Raw genomic sequence first — 21,518 nt, 5'->3', positions numbered from 1 at the left:
TGATGGCCGATATGCGCCGCTTTGTCCGGCCGGAAAACAGAAAAGGAGGCCGAAGCCTCCTTTTCCACGTTTGTTGTCTGACAGAAGCCAGGCAGGCTTAGAAGCCTACGCGAACACCAAGCAGCACGCTGTGGCTGTCGACATTCATGTTGCTGCTAAGGACGGTGAAATCCGTCGTGGCGAAGTAGCGGTAACGGAGGTCGAGCTTCACGTTGTCGGCGATCGGAGTGGCAAGACCGGCACCGACCTGATAGGCCAGCGTGGTTTCGCTTGCATCGTACGAGCCGTCGTCACCATCTTCACCAATGTTGTCCATCGAGACCTGCGCAACGCCGACGCCGGCCGTTGCATAGAGCTCAACGCCGCCGAGATCGAAGTCGTAGTAACCGTTGGCCATCAGGGACAGCACGGATACGTCACCGTCCATGTCAAAGCTGGCGGAATCACCACCGTCGTAGTTGTAGGTGATGTCCTTGACGTCGTTCTTCTGGTAGCCGACTTCAGCTTCGAGGCGGTAGTCGCCGTAATCGCAGCCGATAGCGCCAAGCAGGGTGAGACCTGAGCCCAAGCCGATATCCTCGCCGGCATCCTCGCCTTCATAGTTGTAATAATAGTCCGAGTCCATGTCGTTCATCCAGGAGATGCCGGCCATGCCGCTGACATAGTGATCAGCTGCGGAAGCGGGAGCGGCCCAGCAGCCGACTACCAGAAATGCAGCCAGAAGTGAAAGATTTTTTTTCATTTTTTCCTCCATAGGGTTTTGGTTCATAGGAACTTGAGAGCTAGAAAAAAAGCAAATAGAACTTACGCTAAGAGGGCGCGCATCTATATAGTATTAAAGATACACTAATTTAAGTATTTGTCAAAGTTTTCACAAGTTCGGCGCCTTTTAGCGGCAGGCGCCGGAGGCCGGTTCTACTCCGCCATCGTTCCGAACGTGAACATGAACTTCCACCCCTTCTCGTCGTCGCCCGGAACCTTGTCGAACCCGTAGCCGTAGTCAAGGCCTACCAGGCCGATTATCGGCAGGTAAAGCCTCAGGCCGAGACCGGCGGATTTTTTCAGGTCACCGTAGCTGACGGCATCCATATCCTTCCAGACGTTGCCGGCTTCGGCAAAAGCCAGAGCGTAGATGCTGACCGAGGGCGAAAGCGTGAGCGGATAGCGCAGTTCTGTGCCGAATTTCGAGTATACCGTGCCGCCATAGAGGTCGGAATCCTCGTCGAGCGGTTCGCTGTCGCCGAGGCTGCGGTCGTCGTACCCTCTCAGCGGTATGGTCGGCAGGGATGACATGCCGCTGCCGCCCATGTAGAAGTAATCGGTGTAGGGCAGGTAGTCCTCCTTGTCGAACGTCGAAAGATAGCCGTGCTGCGTAGAGAGGTTGAGCACGAGCTTATTGGTGATCGGGAAGAACCAGCTCGAGTTCAGCGTGAATTTGTAGAAATTGATCGACCCAGGCAGCGGTCCACCGGCAAGCTGTGCGGTCAGCACGTTCTTGCTGCCCCTGCGGGGATAGATGGGGCTGTCGATGCTGTTGCGCGACAGTGTCTGCGTGATGGAGAACTCGTCGGCTTCATCGGGAGCATCGCCTTCATCCTCGATAAAACTGACGAAACCGCCTTCGCTGTGGAGGTATTTCAGCTTCCAGTTGATCGAAAAATAATCGTCCGGCCAGGTCAGTCGGCGTCCCACCGAGAGGGTCGCGCCGTACTGGTCGATGGTTTTGTTGTTGTCGTCGCTGTCGTCATCAGTGAAGTCGTAGGTGCGGTGTGTTTTGAAGATCGAAACACCTACGGCCGTCGGGCCTCCGAAAGCCCAGGGTTCGGTGAACGAGAGGCCGATGGTGCTGTAGTCGTCGTTGCCGAACTGCCACTGCAGGGAGAGCTTCTGGCCGTCTCCGTGCGGTAGCGGGCGGTAGGCCTCGGGATTGAAGATGTCCTGCAGCGAGAAGTTGTTGAAGGTTACGCCGAGCGCACCGGTGAAGCCGCTTGAACCGCTGTAGCCGACCGACGCGTTGAAGGTGTCGCTCTGTTTTTCGGTTACGCCGTAGGTTATGTCGACGGTATTGTTCTCGTCGTTCGGCTGGATGTCGGGTTTAAGCGATTCGGCATCGAAATAGCCGAGCATGTTGATTTCCCTGATGCTTCTGACGACGTTTTTCCGGCTGAACATGTCTCCCGGAACGGTGTAGAGCTCGCGGCGGATGACGTGGTCTTTGGTTTTGGTATTGCCTTTGATATTGACGGTATTCAGCTGGAACTGATCGCCTTCGCGAATGTAGATCATGAGGTCGACCTTGCCAGGTTCCGTAACCTGTTCCTCGAGCTTTGCCCGTAATCCGAGATAGCCGCGATCGAGGTAGAGTGAACTGATGTCGGAGTTGTCCTGGGAGAAATTCAGCCGTTCCTGAATGAGTTTTGCATTGTACCGGTCGCCGCTTTTGATCCGGAAGGTTTTCTCGAGAATTTCGGAGGTTGCAAACTCCTTGGTGTTACCGGTGAAGGCAACGTTGCCGACGGTGTATACCGGACCCTCTTCAAGGTAGACGTCGAGATAGAGGCCCTTGTTGTCGGGCGTGTAGGATATGGAGTCGCTCAGCACCCTGGCATCCCGGTAACCGTTTTCCCTGTAGAAATCGACCAGAAGGTTTTTGTCTTCGTCAAACTTGTCCTTGTCAAGTTTTGGCGCACCGAAGATTTTTCTCCACCAGGAGTTCTGGGATGTTTCCTTGAAGACTCCCCGGAGTTTTCCCTGGCTGAAGGCGTTATTGCCGTGAAAGCGGATTTTCTCGATAGCGACCTTGCTTCCTTCCCGGACGGTGATGAGCGCCTTTACCTTGTTCGGGCCGGTTTCCTGCAGCCGGTATTCTGCGCCGGCCGTCAGGTATCCTTTACCGGCATACAGCTTTTCGATCTTGTTGGTCGCAGTGAGAAGGTCCTGCTCGCTGACTCTTTTGCCGGTACGGAGGTCCGCGGTCCGCTGCAGCTCCTCGGCATCGAATTTATCGTTTCCTTCAAATGCAACCGCTTCAAGCTGCGGCAGTTCCCGGACGATGAATTTCAGGGCAACCGACCGTCCTGCCTGTTCGGTTTTTTCAACACTGATATCGGAGAACATCTGCAGTTGCCAGAGGTACTGAAGGGCGCCGGAGAGTTCGGGGCCGGGGATCGCTATCCGGTCGCTGATTTTGATCGGCATGCTTGCTGCAAGCTCTCCAGGGTTGAGCGATTCGAGGCCGCTGAAGGATATTGCGGAAACGGTATAGAGATTTTTTTTCGCTTCAGTGTTTTTCTGCTGCTGCGATGCCGGGGCTTTCAGGGCCTTCGGTGTTTTTGCTTCAACAGGAGTGCCTGCTGCATCGAGAGCGAGAGCAACAAGTACCAGGGCTATCAGTTTGCGCATTTTTTTCATGGAACTTCCGTATTCGGTCTGGGTTAAATCTTACTTGTTTGCTGTTTGTTTTGTCTGGATCTGCTCGCTTGTCTGGCCGAAGCGCCGCTCCCTGCTCTGAAAGTCCCTGATGGCGTCATAAAGCTGGGTTCTGCGGAAATCAGGCCAGTAGGTATTGGTGAAATAGATTTCGGTATAGGCGCTCTGCCAGAGCATGAAATTGCTGATTCTGAACTCTCCGCTGGTGCGGATGAGCAGTTCGGGGTCGGGAATCGTGACCGTCGAAAGGTACGATTCGAAAAGCTGTTCGTCAATTTTTCCCGGATCGAGTTTCCCGTTTTTCACGTCGAAAGCCATGGAGCGGCAGGCATGCAGGATATCCCATTTTCCGCTGTAGCTGAGTGCGATGCTCAGAACCAGCCTGCTGTTGTTTTTGGTGAGTTCCATGGTTTCGCACAGGACGTGGCGTACGTTTTCGGGCAGCATGCCCATGTTGCCGATCACGTTCAGCCGGATATTGTTGTCATGGAGTTCTTTCGACTCCTTGCGCAGCACCCTGATGAGCAGCTGCATGAGCGCGGACACCTCTTTTTCCGGTCTCTTCCAGTTTTCTGTGGAAAAGGTGAACAGGGTCAGATATCCTATGCCGAGCTGCGCGCATGCTTCCACCACATCCCTGACGGAGTTCACGCCTGCGGCATGCCCTTCGATTCTCGTTTTTCCTTTCTGGCGAGCCCAGCGGCCATTGCCGTCCATGATGACGGCGATATGACGAGGGAGATCGCACGTCGCTTTAAGATCTTCCTGTGCTTTCGTATCGCCGGAGTCTATGTGCGATGAAAACCAGTGCGGTTTGAAGGCTGATGAGAGATCGATCGTAGCTATGCGGGCCATATGGTGGTATTTCCTCTTGTTGCAGCTCCGTTATGGCAGTTATCTCTGCGGTAATAACCTGCGGTCAGTCTTCGGTAATTTGAAAACACTTCAAATTGAATAATATGCAGTTATTTCTTATTATACAAACCTTACGTGGAGAGGATTGTCCCGCATGCCGGCGTTTCATGACCCGTGAGAGGCTGGGGCTTATTCCTGTTTTCCGTTATCCTTCTATTAAAATAATTCAGAACAGACGTGCAATTCAGTAGTTACCAGGATCTGCGCACCGCGCTGATCGCGCGCGCGATAACCTGCGAGGCAGTTGTCAGCGGTTATCTCGAGCGTATAGACAGGCATCGCGACGACAACATCTATATAGCGGTTTTTCATGAAAAAGCTATCCAGAGAGCACGGGAGCTTGACGGAAAGCTTCGCGACGGAGGAGCGCCGGGTCGGCTGTTCGGCATGCCGATGGCGATCAAGGACAATATTTCCATGAAAGGGGCGGGACTTACCTGTGCATCGAGGATCCTCGAAAATTATGAAAGCATCTACGACGCTACGGCAATTCAGCGGCTGGAGGCCGAGGATGCTGTTTTTCTCGGCAAGACAAATATGGACGAGTTTGCCATGGGCAGCTCCAACGAAAATTCCGCATTCGGCCCCGTTCCCAATCCGTTCGATAAAACCAGGGTTCCGGGCGGCAGTTCCGGAGGTTCGGCGGCGGCTGTCGCCGCAGGTCTTGCGCTGGCGGCGCTCGGTTCCGACACGGGCGGATCGGTGCGCCAGCCTGCAGGGTTTTGCGATATTGTGGGTCTGAAGCCTACCTATGGCAGGATTTCCCGTTACGGGCTCGTGGCCTTTGCCTCGTCCTTCGACCAGATCGGCGTACTCGCCCGGAATTGCGACGATGCGGCGCTGGTGCTCGGCGTCATGGCAGGAAAGGACAGTCATGATGCCACCTCATCCTCTCATGCGGTATCCGACTATGCTGCCGTCATGGCGGGTGTGCAGGTTGAGGGATTGAAAATAGGTGTACCGAAAGAGTATTTCCATGAGAGCCTCAATCCGGAAGTTGCCGGAATTGTCAGGACAAAGCTCGACGAGTTGCGGGAGCGGGGTGCGGAACTTGTGGACATCACCCTTCCGGCAAGCGATTATGCCATCGCCGCATACTATATTCTGGTTACCGCCGAAGCCTCCTCCAACCTTGCCCGTTTCGACGGCGCCCGTTACGGCTACCGTTCAAGCGACTCCGCCGATGTGCTGGCGATGTACGTGAACTCGAGGACCGAAGGGTTCGGTAAAGAGGTGAAGCGCCGTATCATGCTCGGGACCTATGTGCTCTCTGCCGGATATTACGATACCTATTACAGGAAAGCACAGCAGGTGCGGCGTGTCTTTCAGGACAGGTATCGCGAGGCTCTGGAGAAAGTAGATGTCATAGCCGGTCCGACCTCTCCGTTTCCGCCGTTCGGTATCGGTGAGAAAATGGCCGATCCGCTTGAAATGTATCTTGCCGATGTGTTCACCGTACCGGCCAGCATCGTCGGGATGCCGGCGGTCAGTGTTTCTGTAGGCCTTGACAGCCGGAACCTTCCGGTTGGAATGCATCTGATCTGCGATTTCTTCGAGGAAGGAAAGCTTATGGGTATTGCCCGGCATATGCAGCGCCGTCAGTGTTCCTCTGCAGTTGTTTCATAACTCTTAAATTCTACCAGTGCCATGAGTGTTTTAGTCAATAAGGATACTCGTCTGCTTGTGCAGGGGATAACGGGTGGGGAAGGTACCTTCCATACCTCCCAGATTCTCGAATATGGAACCAATGTTGTCGCCGGAGTCACTCCGGGTAAAGGCGGCGGGCTCTACCATGGTAACGAGAAAGACCGTTTCTGCCGTCCTGTGCCCGTATTCAATACCGTAAAGGAAGCTGTTGAAAAAACCGAAGCCAATACATCGGTTATTTTCGTTCCGGCTCCTTTTGCCGGTGATGCCATCATGGAAGCCGCCGATGCAGGCCTGAAGGTCATAATCTGCATTACCGAAGGCGTGCCGGTCAACGACATGATGAAGGCTTACGCTTTCGTGCAGGAAAAAGGCGCTGTGCTTGTAGGACCGAACTGTCCCGGCGTAATCACTCCCGGAGAGGCCAAGATCGGCATCATGCCCGGTTTCATTCACAGGAAAGGTTCGATCGGCGTGGTTTCGCGCAGCGGAACCCTTACCTATGAAGCGGTTCATCAGCTGACTGCTGTCGGGCTCGGGCAGTCTACCTGCATCGGTATCGGCGGTGATCCCATCATCGGTACGCGGTTTATCGATGCCATCAAGATGTTTGCAAAGGATGACGAGACCGAAGGGCTGGTGATGATCGGTGAAATCGGTGGCAGTGCCGAGGAGGAGGCTGCAGAGTACATTAAAAAGTATTTCAAAAAGCCGGTTGTCGGCTTTATTGCCGGCAGGACGGCGCCTCCGGGTCGCAGGATGGGTCATGCCGGAGCCATCGTATCCGGCGGTAAAGGAACGGCCGAGGACAAGATCCTTGCCATGGAGGCCGCAGGTATCCACATGGTGGACAATCCGGGGGATATCGGTACCGCCATGATGAAAGCTCTCGGAAAGTAATTTCGCAAGAGGTGTTCAGGACAGAAAAAGAAAAGGTGCATCGCGGTGCGCCTTTTCTTTTTCTACAACCCCAGTGCTACCAGATCGTGGATATGTACGATGCCGACGGGGCGGTTATTCCGGTCGCATACCATGATCTGGGTGATCCGGTATGTTTCAAGTATGTCGAGACACTCCCTGGCAAGCGTGTCGGGGGTGACGCTTTTCGGATTTCCGGTCATGACGGAACTGGCGGGAAGCTGGAGGAAATCGCCTCCTTTCTGGATGATCCGCCGGAGGTCGCCGTCGGTGAAGATGCCACAGAGCCGGCCTTCGGCGTCGACGACGGCGCTGACTCCATAGCGTTTTGATGTCATTTCGAGAATGAGTTTACTCATAAGAACCGATTCTCCAACCACAGGAATGGCTTCGCCTGTTGCCATGATATCGGAAGCTTTCATGGTCAGACGCCTTCCCAGTGCGCCTTTTGGATGGGTCAGGGCAAAGTCCCGGTGGGTGAACCGTTTCTCCTGCATGAGGGTTATGGCAAGGGCATCTCCCATGGCCAGCATGGCCGTTGTCGAGGTAGTGGGTGCAAGGTCGAAAGGGCATGCTTCCTGCTCGATACCGGTGTCGAGTACGATATCGGCATGCTGGGCAAGATATGATCGCGGATTGCCGGTCATGGCGATAATCGCCACTCCGATCCGCTGCAGGGCGGGCAGGATGAAATTGAGTTCTTCGGTTGTACCGCTTTTCGAAAGGCAGATGACCACATCGCCTTCGGAAACAATGCCGAGATCGCCGTGTGCCGCATCCGCAGGGTGCATGAACAGAGCGGTTGTTCCGGTTGAAGCCATGGTCGCCGCTATTTTCTGGCCGATAATTCCCGACTTGCCCATGCCGGAAATGATGATTTTTCCGCTGCATGCGAGCATGGCGCTTACTGCTCCGGCAAAAGCATCATCGAGTCTGTCAGCTATCTGCCGCAGGGCTTCGGCTTCTTGCAGGAGAATGGTTTTTCCGCTGGCGGTCAGGGGCCGCATTTCATTGTTGCTGTTCATAGGTATCGCCTGGTCGAACGGTTTCTGTGTTTGAAATCAACGAATAATAGTATTTTTATAGAACGTATTATCAGCTAAATTATGTGGCACCTGCACAAGGCGCCTCTGTTTGAACGGTTCAGCGTCCTGATTGCCTCGTCGGGAGGGGCTCGAAATCCTGATGTACCGCAGTGTACTCTCCGGTTTTTTTGCTCCATCCGCTTCCGGCTCAGGTCGTTCGGGACAATTTGTTGCGGTGCAGGCAACGTTATCGGCATCTTTATCCACGTTTAATATCTTGGTTATGAGCTGGGTTGGCCTTTTTATCTTTTCGCTTGCTTTTTTCTTTGTGCTTCTGTTTCTGCTCTCCCGATTTGTCGGGTACATGAAGAAAGAGCAGAATATGGAAATCGAGTCGCTGAAGGATACGCTTATCGACAAGGACAACCCTGTCGGTCTCAGAGGAGCAGAGCTGGAGAAGCTCAAGCAGCAGCAGGCCGAGGCACAGCGTCATCTCCGGGAGGTTATATCCAGGATTCCTGTTGTGCAGAAAGATGGCCGTTTTCAGATCGATCAGGAAGAGGTTCAGAGAAGAAAGGCGGCGGAGCAGCGGAACGGGAGTTCCGGAGAGGCCGGAAACGATGTCCAGTAAGTCATATCCTGCAGTTTCATGCTCGCAAAGTTAAAGCTGCTAGCCAAAGATACCGTTATCTACGGCTCCAGCACCATTATAGCCCGCAGCCTCAACTACCTGCTCGTTCCGCTTTACGCCAACAGGCTTTCCACGTTCGACAACGGCATCCAGACCCTGGTGTATGCCAATATCGCCATTGCCAACGTTCTGTTTTCCTACGGTCTGGAAACCTCCTACCTGAAATCGGCATCCGATACCCTGCATCGTTCGGGTGATACGAAGGGTTATTTTTCGACCGCTTTTTTGAGTCTGCTTGTTACCTCTACCCTGTTCGCGGCGGTTATGGTGCTTTTTTCAGCCGATATTGCGGGATTTATAGGGTTCGGCGCCGGGGAAGGGGAGTTCATAAACTATGCGGCCGTCATTCTCTGGATCGACACCCTGCTGGTAATTCCCTTTGCCGAGCTTCGTCTGAAACGAAAGGCCCTGCAGTTTGCCGCGGCGCGCATTATCGGGGTGGTTGCCGTGGTGTTGAGTTCCCTGGTTCTTCTGATCACCTTCGACGCCGGTCTTCCCGGCGCGTTTTTTGCCAATATCATCGGTTCACTGGTAAGCCTGGCGGTTGTCTTTCCGCTTTTCAGGGAACTGAAGCCGTTTTTTTCCTTCGCCTATCTGCGGGAAATGCTGCGTATCGGTCTGCCGTATGTTCCTACCGGGATAGCAGGTCTTCTGATCCACCTTATCGACCGAAACCTGCTCATCAGGATTTCCGCATCGGATATCGCCAGGATCTACGGTAAAGGGTTCATGGCATCGGACATTGTCGGCATTTACGGGCGCGTTGCCGCGTTCGGCATTATCCTGCAGCTGGTGATCCAGGTTTTCAGGTTTGCCTGGCAGCCGTTCTTTCTGCAGCACTCCAGTGATCCCGACGCAAAACGGCTGTTCCGGTATGTGCTGAGCATTTCAACGCTGATTACGATGTTTGCGGCGCTTGCGGCTACCTTTTTCGTGCCGGATCTTGTCATGCATCACTATGGCGGGCGTTTTTACATTCTGCCTCCGAAATACTGGATCGGGCTTTCCGTACTTCCCTGGATATTTCTCAGTTATGTGTTCGACATGGTTTCAACAAACCTCTCTTCCGGAATTCTTGTTACCGGCAACACCCGCTATCTGCCGGTTGTCACGTTTTCCGGCGCTGCGGTAACAGCTCTCGGGTGCTGGCTGCTGATTCCCCTGGGCGGCATGGACGGAGCGGCTTATGCCATTGTTGCCGGAACCGTTGTGATGTGTCTGGTGATGGCGTATTACTCACTGAAAGTTTTCCCGAACAGGTACGACTGGACAAAACTTTTTCTGCTGCTTGTTGCAGGAATTGCCATTGTTCCGCTTCAGGAGCAGTTCGCCATGCGCATTGACGGAGGAGTATGGAGTGTTGTATCGCGTGTTGTTCTGCTCTTTGCCTATGCCGGAGTTGCAGCATTGCTTTTCCGCGAAGAGAGCACTCTTCTGATCCGGAAACTTTACCGGAACAAAGGCGCCTGAAGCATATCAGGTTTTCCTGTTGGGAGTTGGCCGGGAATGAGGGCTGTTTGCTTCCCGCCGGACAGGATAGCTAACGCTCTTCCCTGATGATGTTTATTTCCCGTACCTCTCCCGGAGGAGGCGCAAAGCGTTCCTTGGGGAATTTCATTTTACGGGTTGCGATCTGCTCAAGCATGTTCCGGAGGGAATCCCGCTGGCCAGGCGTACATACCAGAGCCAGCTCATGGAAATGCAGCGCCAGTTCTTTTTCCAGCACAGCCTGCCTGATGCCTATGGCTTCTGCAAGGGAGTTGATTTTCGCCGTATCGGGTTTTTCCTTTACCGATTCCCTGATCAGCTCTTTTTTGAGCCCTGCGACAGCCTGAATGTAGGGCGTTACCTTTCTGAAATGGTTTTTACGGATATCCCTGAACCTGAGGCTCTGTTCTTCAGTGAGCGAAAGCGGCCCTGAAAAGTAGATATGCCTGCTGTACTGGCGGGTTATTTTTATTGGTCCGCGCCCAGGGGTATGGGAGTTCTGCCACCACAGAAAACTGAGCAGCGTAACATTGAGCACAACAAGTACTGCAAGTGTTGCGGTAATGAAGCGTTTTGATGTAAGGAAATCCATAATTGCTTAAGAGTCCATACGGCAGCCGCCGGTGTTGGTTGATGGTATAGGTGACTACGTTCCTGCAGAGATGACAAAAAGAATTTTCCGTCACCTCTGCAGGTTGCCGCAATCTGTCAGAGCATCATGCCGCCGTGTTTTCCTCCCGGCCTGTTCTGCATGAAGGTTTTCATTTTTTCCATCTGATCGGGAGTCAGCAGGGAGAGCATCTCCCGGAGATGTGAACTGCGCTTGCGTGCCAGTTCGGTATGGGTATCTCCGATTTTTTTCGAAAGCATGGCTATCCTGCGGTTGTCCGGATTTTTCTTCAGCGACTCATTCATGATTTCCTGCTGCAGGGAGCGCAGCTGCGCGTGCTCTCCGGCAGTCGAGGCAAACTGTTTCTCCCGCAGTTCCTGAAGCTTCTTCTGCTGCGTGTCGCTGAGGCCGAGAGCATCTTTCATTGCTGCCTCCGGTCCGCACCGGCGCGAGTCCTTTTCGTTGCCTCCCGGCCTTTTTCGCCACTCGTTCCGGAAATCGGGGCGTTCATTCTGGAGTGCATTGCGCATCGGGGCAGGCGGCTCATTCGCATAGCTGTTGTTGTCGGCAGCGGAAGCCGATCCTCCGGAGACAAGCATCAGGGCGGCCATCAGCATCATCATCGTGTTCTTTTTCATCGTTCTGTCGGGTTATTTATCATTACGTTTTACTCTGCATCAAACAGTATCCTGCATTTTTCCGGGCGCGCTCACGGATTTACATTTTCCTGAACTGCCTGATCTCCAGCCTGCCGGTTGCTGGCGGTGTCGTCGGTTTCAACATAATACGCGAGTTCTTCTCCGGAATAATCATCGCTGAGCTGCTCAATAGCTTCACCGGCATCCGTCAGGGACAACGGTTCCTGCGAGTTGAAAAACAGGAGCGCCGAGCTGATATTGATGACCAGAAGAATGGCTGCTACGGCAAATTTCATCCTGAATCCTTCCGTCTGCCGGAATGTTCCGTATCCCGAAGCGCTCTGGTGCGATGTTTCAATTCTCTGCATCAGGTGAACCCTGAAAAGAGGGGACGCCTTGAGATTCGGAAGATCGTCAAGAACCTGAAGGGTTCTCCTGATCTCTGCCTCTATGTGTTCATCTGGTCTTTTCATGATGTTTTCCTGTTTTCATCTCTTTTGACGACAGCTTTCTGAAAACCTTGCACGCCACTTTTCCGGTTGTTGTTATCCTCAGTTGTTTGTATAGTATCGCGAAAGCTTGTCGTGCAGATTTTTCTTTGCACGGTGAATCAGCGATTCGACTGCCGAAACCGAGGTCTGGAGAATGTCGGCAATTTCACTGTTGGTGTATCCGTCCTGCTTGCTGAGCAGAAAAGCGGTTTTCTGGTTATCGGGAAGCGTGTTGAGCGCGTCCTGCAGAATGCCTGCCCGTTCTTTGCCTGCAAGAGCCTGTTCCGGGTTGTCGCCTGATGTTGACGGCAGATCTTCGGCCGGATCGTCGATGCCTATGATTCTTTTGATGGATGAAAAGCGTTTCTTTCTTTTCATTCTTCTCAGGTGATCGAGGGATTTTGTTACCGCGATCCGGTATATCCAGGTAGAGAGTTTCGACTCCTCCCTGAAGCTTTCAAGTGAGCGGTGAACTTCGACGAAAACATCCTGTGCGAGATCTTCCGCGTCTTGCCTGTTCATGACAAAACGATAACAGGTATTGAGCACCATATCCTGGTGTTCGGCAACGAGAGCCCTGAAAAGCTCATTATTCGATGTTACAGCGTTATTGCCCAAGCTTCTGCTCTTTACCTCTGCCGTTAATGCGATTTCTCCAGCTTCTTCCATAAACAAGTATCGACTGATCTGCAGGTGCGGTTGGGCGTTCGGGTATCCGTTGTTCAATGATCCTCCCGCAAGGGTGTTTCGTTGGTCCCTCCCCGCCGGAATCGGAACCCTGCAGGTTTGACGTCATATTTCGGCTGTTCCTGCAGGTGTTCATCGAAAAAAAACGCTTTTTCAGGCGAGTCCCGCAGCAAACGCCAGTACTTTATCGACCTTGTCCTCGGAGTCGGCTTCGCAGTAGAGGCGCAGAACCGGTTCGGTGCCTGAGGCACGGATGAGCAGCCATCCACCCTCGAAGTGATACTTGCATCCGTCAAGATTGCTGAACTTCACTACCGGGTATCCGGCAATCGATGGGAGATCGCCGGTTGCAGCCCGGGTGATGATGGCCAGTTTTTTCTCTTCGCTGACATGCAGGTCGTTGCGTTTGTAACAGAAAAAGCCGTATTCGTCGTAAAGTTCCTGAACGAGTTCCGAAAGGGTTTTTTCCTTCCGGGTCATGATTTCAAGAATCAGGAGCCCGATGTAAACGCCGTCGCGTTCCGGAAGGAATGCGGTAATGCCGATGCCTCCGGACTCTTCGCCTCCGATGAGGATATCGTTGGTCGTCATGAGCTGGCTTACATACTTGAACCCTACCGGCAGTTCATGCATGATCAGTGCGTGTTTTTGGCAGATTCTGTCGATAATATCGGTCAGGGCGAACGTTTTTGCCACTTCGCCGTGCTGCTGACGGTCTTCGACAAGGTATTTGAGTATAAGGGCGAAAAGCTTGTGGGAATCAACGAAGCAGGCGTGTTCGTCAAGCATGCCGACCCTGTCCGCATCTCCGTCGTTGATGATAGCCACATCGGTTTCGACCTCCCGGAAAAATTCCACGAATTCTCCGATGTACTGCGGCATCGGTTCCGGATTGATGCCGCCGAATCCGGGATTGATGGTGCAGTGGTAGCAGTTCACCATGGACTCGTCGAAAAGCCGGTTGATGATGTCCTGTCCGGCTCCGTACATGGCGTTATGGGCGATTCTGATGCGCGAGTTGCGAATGAGCTGCAGATCGACGTTCGCCTTGATGTGGTTCATGTAGAATGTTTTCAGATCGGCTGTTTCAATCAGCTTGCTGTCGGGCGTGACATTCGTGTCGGGATCGATTTCGGCAAGGTAGCGCTCGATTTCAGCAATCGCTTCAGGATGGGCAGGTCCTCCGTAGGCGGCCTTGACCTTGAATCCGTTATAGACAGGAGGGTTATGAGATGCGGTAATGACGATGCCTCCGGCAAGCTGCCGGGCTTTGGTGAAAAGCGATACCGCCGGGGTGGACACAAAACTGTCGGCGAGATATACCTTGATACCCTGCGAGGAGATCACTCCTGCGGTGAATTCCGCAAACTCTTTCGACATGAACCGGGTGTCGTATCCGATGCATATTCCTTTTGCCTTTTCGGGTCGGGTATGAATATATCGGGCCGTTGCCAGTGCGGCAAGCTTGAGGTTGTCGAATGTATAATCCTTTGCGATAATCGCACGCCATCCGTCAGTACCGAATTTGACTTGCATTCTTTTCTGTTTTTGATATAATGGGATTTGAAATGCCGTACGGCGTTTTTTTTCAGATGACTAAAATACAGTTTCCCTTTCGTTCATCCAATTATCAGCCGTTTTTGATGCCGAGGAAGCTTTTTGTTCTGGCCGGAGAGGTTTCGGGCGACATGCACGCAGCAGGGGTGATTGCCTGCCTGCTCGACCGGAGGCCCGATGTCAGGGTGTTCGGCATCGGAGGGGAGCGGCTTCGGGGACTTGGAGCCGAACTTGCTTACGATACCCGTCAGATGAGCATCATGGGGTTTGTCGATGTGCTGCGTCACGCAGGTTTTCTCAAAAAGGTGATACGGGAGATGAAGGCGCTGATAATGGAGGAGAAACCCGATGTGGCTCTGCTGGTCGACTATCCCGGCATGAATCTCATGATGTCCCGTTTTCTTCATGATCTCGGCATTCCGGTCATCTACTACATTGCTCCTCAGGTATGGGCATGGAAAGAGGGCAGGGTTAGGAAAATACGCGAAACGGTAGATCGTCTGCTGGTGATTTTCGATTTTGAGGTCGCGTTCTACCGTCGTCACGGCGTGATGGCCGAATTTGTCGGTAATCCGGTTATCGAAGAGCTTCATGAAGAACCGCTTCATTCTTCCTCCGATTTCAGGATGGCACACGGAATCGAAGAAGGCGCGGTATTGGTCGGCCTGCTTCCCGGAAGCCGGCGTCAGGAGATATCGATGATGCTGCCCGAGATGCTCGGAGCTGCAGGGATGCTCGCCGGGACCCGCAATGCGGTTTTTCTTCTCGGTCGGGCGCCTCACCTCGACTATCGCTGGCAGGAGTACGCTCCGGGAGACAGCCGGATAAGGATTGTCGAATGCCCCGGCCATGACGTGATGAAGTACAGCTCCGTGGCGCTTGTCACCTCAGGGACGGCGACACTCGAAGCGCTCTGTTTCGGGCTTCCGATGGTTGTGGTTTACCGGACGGGGTGGCTGAACTACCAGATCGGAAAACGGCTCGTGAAACTCAAAAGCATCTCTCTGGCCAACATTGTCGCCAGGGGGCTCGGTTCTTCGGACCAGGCCGTGCCGGAGCTTATTCAGCATGAGGCAAATGCTGCAGGGATGGCAAGGGAGGTCGGGCTTCTGCTCGATGATCCCGTCCGTGCCGGCCTCATGCGCAAGGAACTGCTCGAAGCTCGCGACAAACTTGCCAGCGCGTCCCCTTCAAAGGCCGTTTCGATGGTTATCGAGGAATATTTATAACAGGAACATGGAACAGTTTTTCGAACTCCTCTCCGGAAATCCGCTGCTGCTTTCGGTCGTGCTTGTCGCCGCCGTTCTGGCAGTGTTTTCGTTTTTCAGAAGAGCTCTTCAGCTTCTTGTTGTCGCCGTCGCTGCGGGATTGCTCTATGCAGCCTGGCTTCAGCTGAGTGGCGGTGATGCCCCTGAATTCTTCCGCCAGGCGAAGGATACCGTTTCCTTGTCGCTCGTCCGTCTCGGAGCCATGCTCAAAGAGCTGTTCGGACTGTTGAAATCCTTAAAATAAAATACTTTGCGGTATCTTGCCTAACGGTTCACCAGCGGCTCGCTCAGCGCTCCCGTAGGGCATGATGCGGCAAGCTTGTGATAATCCGGATGCTCCGGCGATGCGCACGCTTCGAGCGTTCTTACGCAGATGCCGCAGTCTACACATTTCTCGCGTTCAAGAAGAATGTCCGGCGTTGCCGAAATACTGAATTCCGGGTGCTCCTGCTGACGGCAGGTGTAGTCCGGCAGGTATTTTGCCGCAAGATCGCGGAGACGACAGGTTTCGATAGCCTTGCATCGGCACTGCAGGCACCTTTCGGCTTCCGTAATGGCATCGGCACTGCCGAACCCGGTAACCGCCTCCATGAACCCTCCGGTTCTGATTTCCGGTTCAAGTTCCGGTACCGGTACCCGTGGCGCGGAAGGTGTCCGTTCATAGAACGCTGCCGGCGCCTTGTCTCTCGGTCCGTAGGATGAGTTGAAGGGCGTTGTGTGTTCTTCTGCCGGCAGGTTTTTCAGAAAGCGGTCGATGAAATAAGCCGCCCGTTTTCCCTGTGCAACGGCGCGGATGGCGATATCGGCACCGGTAACGCAGTCCCCTCCTGCAAATACGCCTGTTGCTGAGCATTCGAGGGTTTCCGCATTGACCGAAAGCGTGCCGTTCGGGTTCAGCGCGATGCCCGGTACGGCTTCCGCAGGGCAGTGTACCTGCTGTCCGGTGGCGGAAATCACGGTATCGGCATGGAGCGTGAATTCCGAACCGGCAATCGGCTCCGGTCTTCTTCTGCCGCTTTCATCCGGTTCTCCCGGCTGCATGGCTACGGCCGTAACGGCAGCGGCTCCTCCAGTTGATGCTATTGATACCGGTGCGGCAAGCAGGTGCAGCCTGACGCCTTCTGCAAGCGCCTCTTCGATTTCTGCCTGATTGGCCGGCATTTCGCTGCGTGTTCTCCGGTAGAGAATGGTCACCTTTTCCGCTCCAAGCCGCAGCGCCGTGCGGGCAGCGTCGATTGCCGTATTGCCTCCACCGACGACCAGTACGCTTTTTCCCGGATGAACGGTTTTGCCGCATGCAACGTCGCGCAGAAACGCAATGCCGCTGGCAACGAACGGCCCATCTTCTCCGGGAATGCCCATCAGAGAGGCTTTTGACGCGCCGATGCCTATGAAGATTGCATCGAAATCCTCCCGGAGCGATGCGATGGTGATATCCCGTCCGAGCACGGCGTTCATGCGAAGCCGGGCTCCCATCTGCCGCAGAGGTTCTATCTCCTTTTCGATCACGTTTTCCGGAAGCCGGAAGCGGGGTATGCCGTAACGCATCATGCCGCCAGGCGCTTCGTTGGCGTCGAATATGGTGACATCGTGGCCAAGAGCGAGCAGATAATAGGCGGCACTCAGTCCGGCGGGACCAGCCCCGATCACCGCTGCAGTTCTGCCGGTTTTTTCCGGGATTTCCGGAACATAGCGGTCGGCACGTTCCATGTCCCGGTCTGCGGCATACCGTTTGAGTGCGCAGATAGAAACCGGTTCATCCACGCCGTGGCGCCGGCATTCGTTTTCGCAGGGTGCCGGGCATACCCGTCCGAGAATGCCCGGAAGGGGAATGGTCTCCTTGATGATCCTGATCGCTTCGCCGTTCTCATGCCGCCTGATTTCCGATATGAAATCCGGAATGTTGCAGCCTGCCGGGCAGGAGAGTTCGCAGGGCCCCATGCAGTCGCCGCAGTGGAGGTCGATAATGCGCTCCAGGCTCTGCCGCCGCATGTCGTGCAGTTCAGGGTTTTCGGTTTCTACAACCATACCCTCCGAGGCTGCGGTGCTGCATGCCGGAACGAAACGGTTTTTCCCCTTGAGCTCCACGATGCACATCCAGCAGGAGCCGGTCGATTCAAGCGTTTTGTCGAAACAGAGTGTCGGTATGGCGATTCCCGCCGAGAGTGCGGCCTGAAGAATCGACATGCCCGGAGATGCGGAAACGGTTTTGCCGTTTATGGTAAGGCTCAGATCATTCATGGTCGGTTGATCGGTTCAGGAGCGCCCGGGGGAGCAGCTCAATGGTTAAAACGCCTGTCGATGAATCCTGCAACCTTTTCAAGCAGCCACATCGGCGTCGATGTCGCACCGCAGATTCCGACGCTCTCGACGGCGCCGCCTTCAGTGCCTTCAAACCAGGATTCCAGGATGTCTTCGACATCCTCGATGAAATAACTCCTCGGATTGGCTGCCCGGCAGATGCCGTAAAGCACCTGGCCGTTCGAGCTTTTCTTTCCGGCCACAAAAATGATGCAGCTGTTTGCCAGTGCGAACTCATGGAGTTTCCGGTTCCGGCTCGAAACCTGCCGGCAGATAGTGTCTTTGAATACCGTGCGGGGCATGGGGCGCTGACCGGTTATGGCCGCAGTGATATCGATGTCCCTGACCTCCGTCCAGGGCTTTGTCGGCTCGCCTGCAGCCGAAGCGAAACGGGTTTCGAGATTCGCTTTCAGTTCATAAAAACCGGGCACGTCCATGGTGGTCTGCGAGATCAGCGCGGTTTTTTTTCCGGTATCGAGCTTTTCCAGTTCTTCCGGATCCGACAGATCGGCATGTTTGATGATAACCCCGCGGTTGCCGCAGTGTCCGTTGATGCCGACGACTTCAGGATGGGCGCGTTTGCCGTAAATGACCACCTGGTAACCCAGCCGGTCGAGAAGGCGTGCGGTGCGCTGCAGTTTCGATACCACCGGGCAGGTGGTGTCGGTAATATCGAGGTTGTTCCGTTTCGCTTTGCTGTAGGTTTCCGGCGGTTCGCCGTGTGCCCTGACAAGCACACTCGAATCCCTGAGCGCCTCGAAAGCGGCTTCATCGATGGTGGTGAGGCCGAGTTTCTCCAGGCGCTTTACCTCCACTTCGTTGTGGACAACATCGCCAAGCGAGAACAGCCGCTCTTTTGCAGCGAGTTTTTCTTCCGCCACGTGGATGGTGCCCTGCACACCGATGCAGAACCCGGATGATGTTCTGTCGAGGTTTATTTTCACGTTGATAACGGTAACAGAATCAAAAGTAACGAGTCAAACAGACAAAAGTAACATCCCCGGCCGTCAAGACAAAAAATCAAGGGAAATCCATGAGCAGGCTAACGTTTCCGGAGGAGGTTCCGGTTCAGACGTCGACAAGCTCGACATCGGGCATGTCGGCGCTCATGAAGAGCCGGTAAAGCATGCTGAATTTCTGGGGAAGATCGCTGACAAGCAGATGGGGGTTTGCCGGTTCTCCGGATGTATGCAGCATGCCGGTTTCCTCGAGCAGCGCTTTTGCCCTTTGTGCGACGGCTTCAGCCGAATCGATGATGCGGATGTCAGGTCCGACGGTCTCTGCGATCATGTTGCGCAGGATCGGGTAGTGGGTGCATCCGAGTACAAGGGTATCGATATGCTCTGCGTGGAACTCCCTGAGGTACTCTTCTGCGATAAGGCGGGTTGCGGGATGATCGGTGAACCCCTCTTCAGCCAGCGGAACGAAGAGCGGGCATGCCTTCGAGTAGACCTCGATATCCGGATCGATGCTGTTGATGGCGCACGCATAGGCATTCGAGCAGACGGTAGCCTGTGTGCCGATCACGCCGATATGTTTTCCTCTGCTTACGCTGACGGCAAGTTCGGCGCCGGCATCGAGTACCCCGATCACGGGAATGCTTCCACCCGCTTTTTTTACGACATCAAGCGCCAGTGCCGAAACGGTATTGCAGGCGACAATTATCATTTTCGGCTGGTATCGCATCAGAATGGCGGTGTCATCCTGGGCGTACTTGCGAATGGTGACCTGAGATTTCGAACCGTAGGGGACCCTTGCGGTGTCGCCGAAATAGATTATTTTTTCGGCGGGCAGCAGTGCCTGCATCGCCTTCACGACGGTCAGGCCGCCGACACCCGAGTCGAAAATGCCTATCGGGCTTTCAGGAGTTGTTTTACGATGATGCACCGGCTGAAGAGAATCGTTAAAGGTTACACATTGAACCTGAACACAATGACATCTCCGTCTTTGACAATATAATCGCGTCCTTCGGATCGCAGTTTCCCGGCCTCTTTTACCTTCTGTTCCGAGCCGAGTTCGATGAGATCCCGGTACGACATGACTTCGGCCCTGATGAAGCCTTTCTCGAAATCTGAATGGATGGCGCCTGCAGCTTCCGGAGCGGCGGCTCCCTTGCGGATAGTCCATGCGTGCACCTCTTTTTCACCGGCAGTAAAGTAGGTCTGCAGGCCGAGCAGATCATATGCGGTTTTGATGACCCGGTCAAGCCCGGACATCTCGAGGCCGAGGCTTTCAAGGAATTCCGGGCGCTCCTCTTCGGGAAGCTCGGATATATCCGCTTCGCTTTTTGCGCTGATGATCAGCATTTTGGAGCCGGATTCCGCAGCGATTTCCGCTACCTGCCTCGTATAGGCATTGCCCCCGGGCAGATCGGTTTCGGCAACATTTGCCGCGTAGAGAATAGGTTTTGTGGTGAGCAGGAAAAACTGGCGGGAGAGCTCTTTTTCTTCGGCATCCTGAATGATGGCTCTTGCGGGAACTCCCTCGGAAAGTCCGGCAATGATCCGTTCGGCAAGTTCCACCTGCAGCAGCAGATCTTTTTCCTTCCGTGCGTTTTTCCGGAGTTTTTCTATCCTCCGTTCCATGCTGTCGAGGTCTGCAAGCATCAGTTCCGTTTCGATGGTCGTGATGTCGTCGGCAGGATCGATTTTTCCCTCCACATGAATAATATTGCTGTCGTCGAAACACCGGACGACATGCACGATGGCATCGACCTCCCGGATATGCGAAAGGAACTGGTTTCCCAGGCCCTCGCCTTTACTGGCGCCCTTGACAAGACCTGCGATATCGACGATTTCAAGTGTGGCCGGAACCAGTGTCGGCGTTTTGACCACATCGGCAATCAACTGCATCCGTTCATCGGGCACCAGAACCGTGCCGACGTTGGGTTCTATGGTGCAGAAGGGGTAATTCGCCGCTTCAGCCTGTTTGGCGGTAATGGCATTGAACAGTGTCGATTTTCCGACATTCGGCAATCCGACAATCCCGCAGCGGAGAGACATATCGATACAAGGAAGAGGTGTTTACGTAAAAGCGTGCCCCAGGGTGGCACAGGTTGTTAACATGTAATCATTAAGTTTGGAAAAAGCAAATTTATTTTATAAAATTGCAGGCTAAGTCAAAATGCTTGTGAAACACACGACAGGGAACAGACGCATCATTATCGCCATCGACGGACCGGCAGCTTCCGGTAAGAGTACTACCGCCCGCAAAGTAGCGGAAATGCTGGGTTATACCTATATCGACACCGGTGCAATGTTCCGTTCCGTTACCCTGAAGGTTCTCGAGCTGGGCATGATCGACACCGTCCGGTCCTTACCCGATTCCATTGAAGCGTTGTTGCAGGACCTGTCCATCACCTTTTGTGATGACCGGGTTTTTCTCGATGGCAGGGATGTTACCTCGGCTATCAGGGAAAACCGTGTCAGCCGCGAGGTCAGTTTTATCAGCTCTCTGGGGCCCGTTCGCCAGAGGCTTCGCCTGATGCAGCAGGAGATGGGGCGTTTGAAAGGTGTTGTCATGGATGGCCGGGATATCGGTACGGTTGTGTTTCCCGATGCCGAACTGAAAATTTTTCTGATCGCCGACGCCCGTGAGCGGGCGGCAAGGCGTTATGCCGAACTGGTCGCTAAAGGTGCTTCAGGAAGCGATCTGCCGGATCCGGGCATGCTCGAAAGGGAGATCGTCGAAAGGGACAGGGCTGATGCACAGCGGGCTCTTGCCCCCCTGAAAAAGCATCCCGATGCCATTGAAATCGATACGTCGGAGCTGAGCATTGACGAGCAGGTGAAGATGGTCCGCGATCTGGCACTTGCATTGCTGCAGCGTGAAGGATAGCGGGTTCCCGCCTGAA

At 54.2% G+C, this 21,518-nt stretch carries 20 protein-coding genes; 7 read left to right on the top strand and 13 right to left on the bottom strand.

Annotated elements, in window-relative coordinates; all coding sequences use genetic code 11:
- Window positions 1-97: 97 nt before the first annotated feature.
- From WBP50_RS01740 to WBP50_RS01730, 3 genes are all read right to left on the bottom strand, one after another.
- The gene (locus tag WBP50_RS01740) at window positions 98-742 is read right to left on the bottom strand and encodes an outer membrane protein (RefSeq protein ID WP_423931340.1); all 645 of its coding nucleotides are present in this window, start codon (window positions 740-742) and stop codon (window positions 98-100) included.
- A 173-nt stretch (window positions 743-915) separates the two neighbouring features.
- Window positions 916-3,411: an outer membrane protein assembly factor BamA gene (gene bamA / locus WBP50_RS01735; protein ID WP_423931339.1), complete on the bottom strand. Its 2,496-nt coding sequence runs from the start codon at window positions 3,409-3,411 to the stop codon at window positions 916-918.
- A 30-nt stretch (window positions 3,412-3,441) separates the two neighbouring features.
- Entirely contained in the window at window positions 3,442-4,284 is an 843-nt protein-coding gene (locus tag WBP50_RS01730) for an isoprenyl transferase (RefSeq protein WP_423931338.1), read from the bottom strand.
- A gap of 237 nt (window positions 4,285-4,521) precedes the next feature.
- Between WBP50_RS01730 and gatA the strand changes: the two genes are divergently transcribed.
- Window positions 4,522-5,970 (top strand): Asp-tRNA(Asn)/Glu-tRNA(Gln) amidotransferase subunit GatA, encoded by a 1,449-nt coding sequence (gene gatA / locus WBP50_RS01725; RefSeq protein ID WP_423931337.1) that lies wholly within the window; start codon window positions 4,522-4,524, stop codon window positions 5,968-5,970.
- Between the two features lie 21 nt (window positions 5,971-5,991).
- On the top strand, window positions 5,992-6,891 hold the full coding sequence (gene sucD, locus WBP50_RS01720; protein ID WP_423931336.1) for a succinate--CoA ligase subunit alpha: 900 nt from the start codon (window positions 5,992-5,994) through the stop codon (window positions 6,889-6,891).
- Window positions 6,892-6,953: 62 nt separating this feature from the next.
- On the opposite strand, the gene WBP50_RS01715 is transcribed toward sucD, so the two are convergent.
- Entirely contained in the window at window positions 6,954-7,934 is a 981-nt protein-coding gene (locus WBP50_RS01715; protein WP_423931335.1) for a KpsF/GutQ family sugar-phosphate isomerase, read from the bottom strand.
- Window positions 7,935-8,217: 283 nt separating this feature from the next.
- Between WBP50_RS01715 and WBP50_RS01710 the strand changes: the two genes are divergently transcribed.
- Window positions 8,218-8,565, top strand: coding sequence for a hypothetical protein (locus WBP50_RS01710; RefSeq protein WP_423931334.1), 348 nt, complete (start codon window positions 8,218-8,220; stop codon window positions 8,563-8,565).
- 18 nt (window positions 8,566-8,583) lie between these two features.
- Window positions 8,584-10,095, top strand: a complete 1,512-nt coding sequence (locus WBP50_RS01705; protein ID WP_423931333.1) for a lipopolysaccharide biosynthesis protein — start codon at window positions 8,584-8,586, stop codon at window positions 10,093-10,095.
- Between the two features lie 70 nt (window positions 10,096-10,165).
- Here the strand turns inward: WBP50_RS01705 and WBP50_RS01700 are convergent, their stop codons facing one another.
- The 5 genes from WBP50_RS01700 to WBP50_RS01680 all read right to left on the bottom strand — a co-directional run bounded on the left by WBP50_RS01700 (window position 10,166) and on the right by WBP50_RS01680 (window position 14,075).
- Window positions 10,166-10,705, bottom strand: coding sequence for a Spy/CpxP family protein refolding chaperone (locus WBP50_RS01700; protein WP_423931332.1), 540 nt, complete (start codon window positions 10,703-10,705; stop codon window positions 10,166-10,168).
- Window positions 10,706-10,821: 116 nt separating this feature from the next.
- Window positions 10,822-11,361, bottom strand: a complete 540-nt coding sequence (locus WBP50_RS01695; protein ID WP_423931331.1) for a Spy/CpxP family protein refolding chaperone — start codon at window positions 11,359-11,361, stop codon at window positions 10,822-10,824.
- Window positions 11,362-11,432: 71 nt separating this feature from the next.
- Window positions 11,433-11,834 carry a hypothetical protein gene (locus WBP50_RS01690; RefSeq protein WP_423931330.1) on the bottom strand — a complete coding sequence of 134 codons (402 nt, stop codon included), beginning with the start codon at window positions 11,832-11,834 and terminating at the stop codon, window positions 11,433-11,435.
- Window positions 11,835-11,912: 78 nt separating this feature from the next.
- The gene (locus WBP50_RS01685; protein WP_423931329.1) at window positions 11,913-12,521 is read right to left on the bottom strand and encodes an RNA polymerase sigma factor; all 609 of its coding nucleotides are present in this window, start codon (window positions 12,519-12,521) and stop codon (window positions 11,913-11,915) included.
- A gap of 171 nt (window positions 12,522-12,692) precedes the next feature.
- Window positions 12,693-14,075: a phosphoglucomutase/phosphomannomutase family protein gene (locus WBP50_RS01680; protein ID WP_423931328.1), complete on the bottom strand. Its 1,383-nt coding sequence runs from the start codon at window positions 14,073-14,075 to the stop codon at window positions 12,693-12,695.
- 107 nt (window positions 14,076-14,182) lie between these two features.
- On the opposite strand from WBP50_RS01680, the gene lpxB reads away from it, so the two are divergent.
- A complete protein-coding gene (gene lpxB / locus WBP50_RS01675) occupies window positions 14,183-15,325 on the top strand; it encodes a lipid-A-disaccharide synthase (protein WP_423931327.1) in 1,143 nt (380 codons plus the stop codon).
- Between the two features lie 7 nt (window positions 15,326-15,332).
- On the top strand, window positions 15,333-15,608 hold the full coding sequence (locus tag WBP50_RS01670) for a hypothetical protein (RefSeq protein WP_423931326.1): 276 nt from the start codon (window positions 15,333-15,335) through the stop codon (window positions 15,606-15,608).
- 20 nt (window positions 15,609-15,628) lie between these two features.
- Here WBP50_RS01670 and WBP50_RS01665 read toward each other — a convergent pair whose 3' ends face one another.
- From WBP50_RS01665 to ychF, 4 genes are all read right to left on the bottom strand, one after another.
- The gene (locus tag WBP50_RS01665) at window positions 15,629-17,605 is read right to left on the bottom strand and encodes an FAD-dependent oxidoreductase (RefSeq protein ID WP_423931325.1); all 1,977 of its coding nucleotides are present in this window, start codon (window positions 17,603-17,605) and stop codon (window positions 15,629-15,631) included.
- 38 nt (window positions 17,606-17,643) lie between these two features.
- On the bottom strand, window positions 17,644-18,609 hold the full coding sequence (locus WBP50_RS01660; protein ID WP_423931324.1) for a 4-hydroxy-3-methylbut-2-enyl diphosphate reductase: 966 nt from the start codon (window positions 18,607-18,609) through the stop codon (window positions 17,644-17,646).
- A gap of 124 nt (window positions 18,610-18,733) precedes the next feature.
- Complete coding sequence (gene murI, locus WBP50_RS01655; RefSeq protein ID WP_423931323.1) at window positions 18,734-19,552, bottom strand: glutamate racemase; 819 nt, start codon at window positions 19,550-19,552, stop codon at window positions 18,734-18,736.
- Between the two features lie 23 nt (window positions 19,553-19,575).
- Complete coding sequence (gene ychF, locus WBP50_RS01650) at window positions 19,576-20,667, bottom strand: redox-regulated ATPase YchF (protein WP_423931322.1); 1,092 nt, start codon at window positions 20,665-20,667, stop codon at window positions 19,576-19,578.
- Window positions 20,668-20,788: 121 nt separating this feature from the next.
- Here ychF and cmk point away from each other — a divergent pair, with 121 nt between their 5' ends.
- On the top strand, window positions 20,789-21,502 hold the full coding sequence (gene cmk / locus WBP50_RS01645; RefSeq protein WP_423931321.1) for a (d)CMP kinase: 714 nt from the start codon (window positions 20,789-20,791) through the stop codon (window positions 21,500-21,502).
- Window positions 21,503-21,518 lie beyond the last annotated feature (16 nt).

This window comes from Chlorobium sp. (assembly GCF_049593655.1).
In the GTDB taxonomy this organism is placed as follows: Bacteria; Bacteroidota; Chlorobiia; order Chlorobiales; family Chlorobiaceae; genus Chlorobium.
The sequence above is the reverse complement of the archived record's forward strand: the minus strand, read 5'-3'. Positions and strand labels throughout refer to the sequence as shown.

Coding starts and splice junctions, on each gene's coding strand:
- WBP50_RS01740 (WP_423931340.1), bottom strand. CDS start 742: ATGAAAAAAAATCTTTCACTTCTGGCTGCATTTCTGGTAGTCGGCTGC.
- bamA (WP_423931339.1), bottom strand. CDS start 3,411: ATGAAAAAAATGCGCAAACTGATAGCCCTGGTACTTGTTGCTCTCGCT.
- WBP50_RS01730 (WP_423931338.1), bottom strand. CDS start 4,284: ATGGCCCGCATAGCTACGATCGATCTCTCATCAGCCTTCAAACCGCAC.
- sucD (WP_423931336.1), top strand. CDS start 5,992: ATGAGTGTTTTAGTCAATAAGGATACTCGTCTGCTTGTGCAGGGGATA.
- WBP50_RS01715 (WP_423931335.1), bottom strand. CDS start 7,934: ATGAACAGCAACAATGAAATGCGGCCCCTGACCGCCAGCGGAAAAACC.
- WBP50_RS01710 (WP_423931334.1), top strand. CDS start 8,218: ATGAGCTGGGTTGGCCTTTTTATCTTTTCGCTTGCTTTTTTCTTTGTG.
- WBP50_RS01705 (WP_423931333.1), top strand. CDS start 8,584: ATGCTCGCAAAGTTAAAGCTGCTAGCCAAAGATACCGTTATCTACGGC.
- WBP50_RS01700 (WP_423931332.1), bottom strand. CDS start 10,705: ATGGATTTCCTTACATCAAAACGCTTCATTACCGCAACACTTGCAGTA.
- WBP50_RS01695 (WP_423931331.1), bottom strand. CDS start 11,361: ATGAAAAAGAACACGATGATGATGCTGATGGCCGCCCTGATGCTTGTC.
- WBP50_RS01690 (WP_423931330.1), bottom strand. CDS start 11,834: ATGAAAAGACCAGATGAACACATAGAGGCAGAGATCAGGAGAACCCTT.
- WBP50_RS01685 (WP_423931329.1), bottom strand. CDS start 12,521: ATGGAAGAAGCTGGAGAAATCGCATTAACGGCAGAGGTAAAGAGCAGA.
- WBP50_RS01680 (WP_423931328.1), bottom strand. CDS start 14,075: ATGCAAGTCAAATTCGGTACTGACGGATGGCGTGCGATTATCGCAAAG.
- lpxB (WP_423931327.1), top strand. CDS start 14,183: ATGCCGAGGAAGCTTTTTGTTCTGGCCGGAGAGGTTTCGGGCGACATG.
- WBP50_RS01670 (WP_423931326.1), top strand. CDS start 15,333: ATGGAACAGTTTTTCGAACTCCTCTCCGGAAATCCGCTGCTGCTTTCG.
- WBP50_RS01665 (WP_423931325.1), bottom strand. CDS start 17,605: ATGAATGATCTGAGCCTTACCATAAACGGCAAAACCGTTTCCGCATCT.
- ychF (WP_423931322.1), bottom strand. CDS start 20,667: ATGTCTCTCCGCTGCGGGATTGTCGGATTGCCGAATGTCGGAAAATCG.
- cmk (WP_423931321.1), top strand. CDS start 20,789: ATGCTTGTGAAACACACGACAGGGAACAGACGCATCATTATCGCCATC.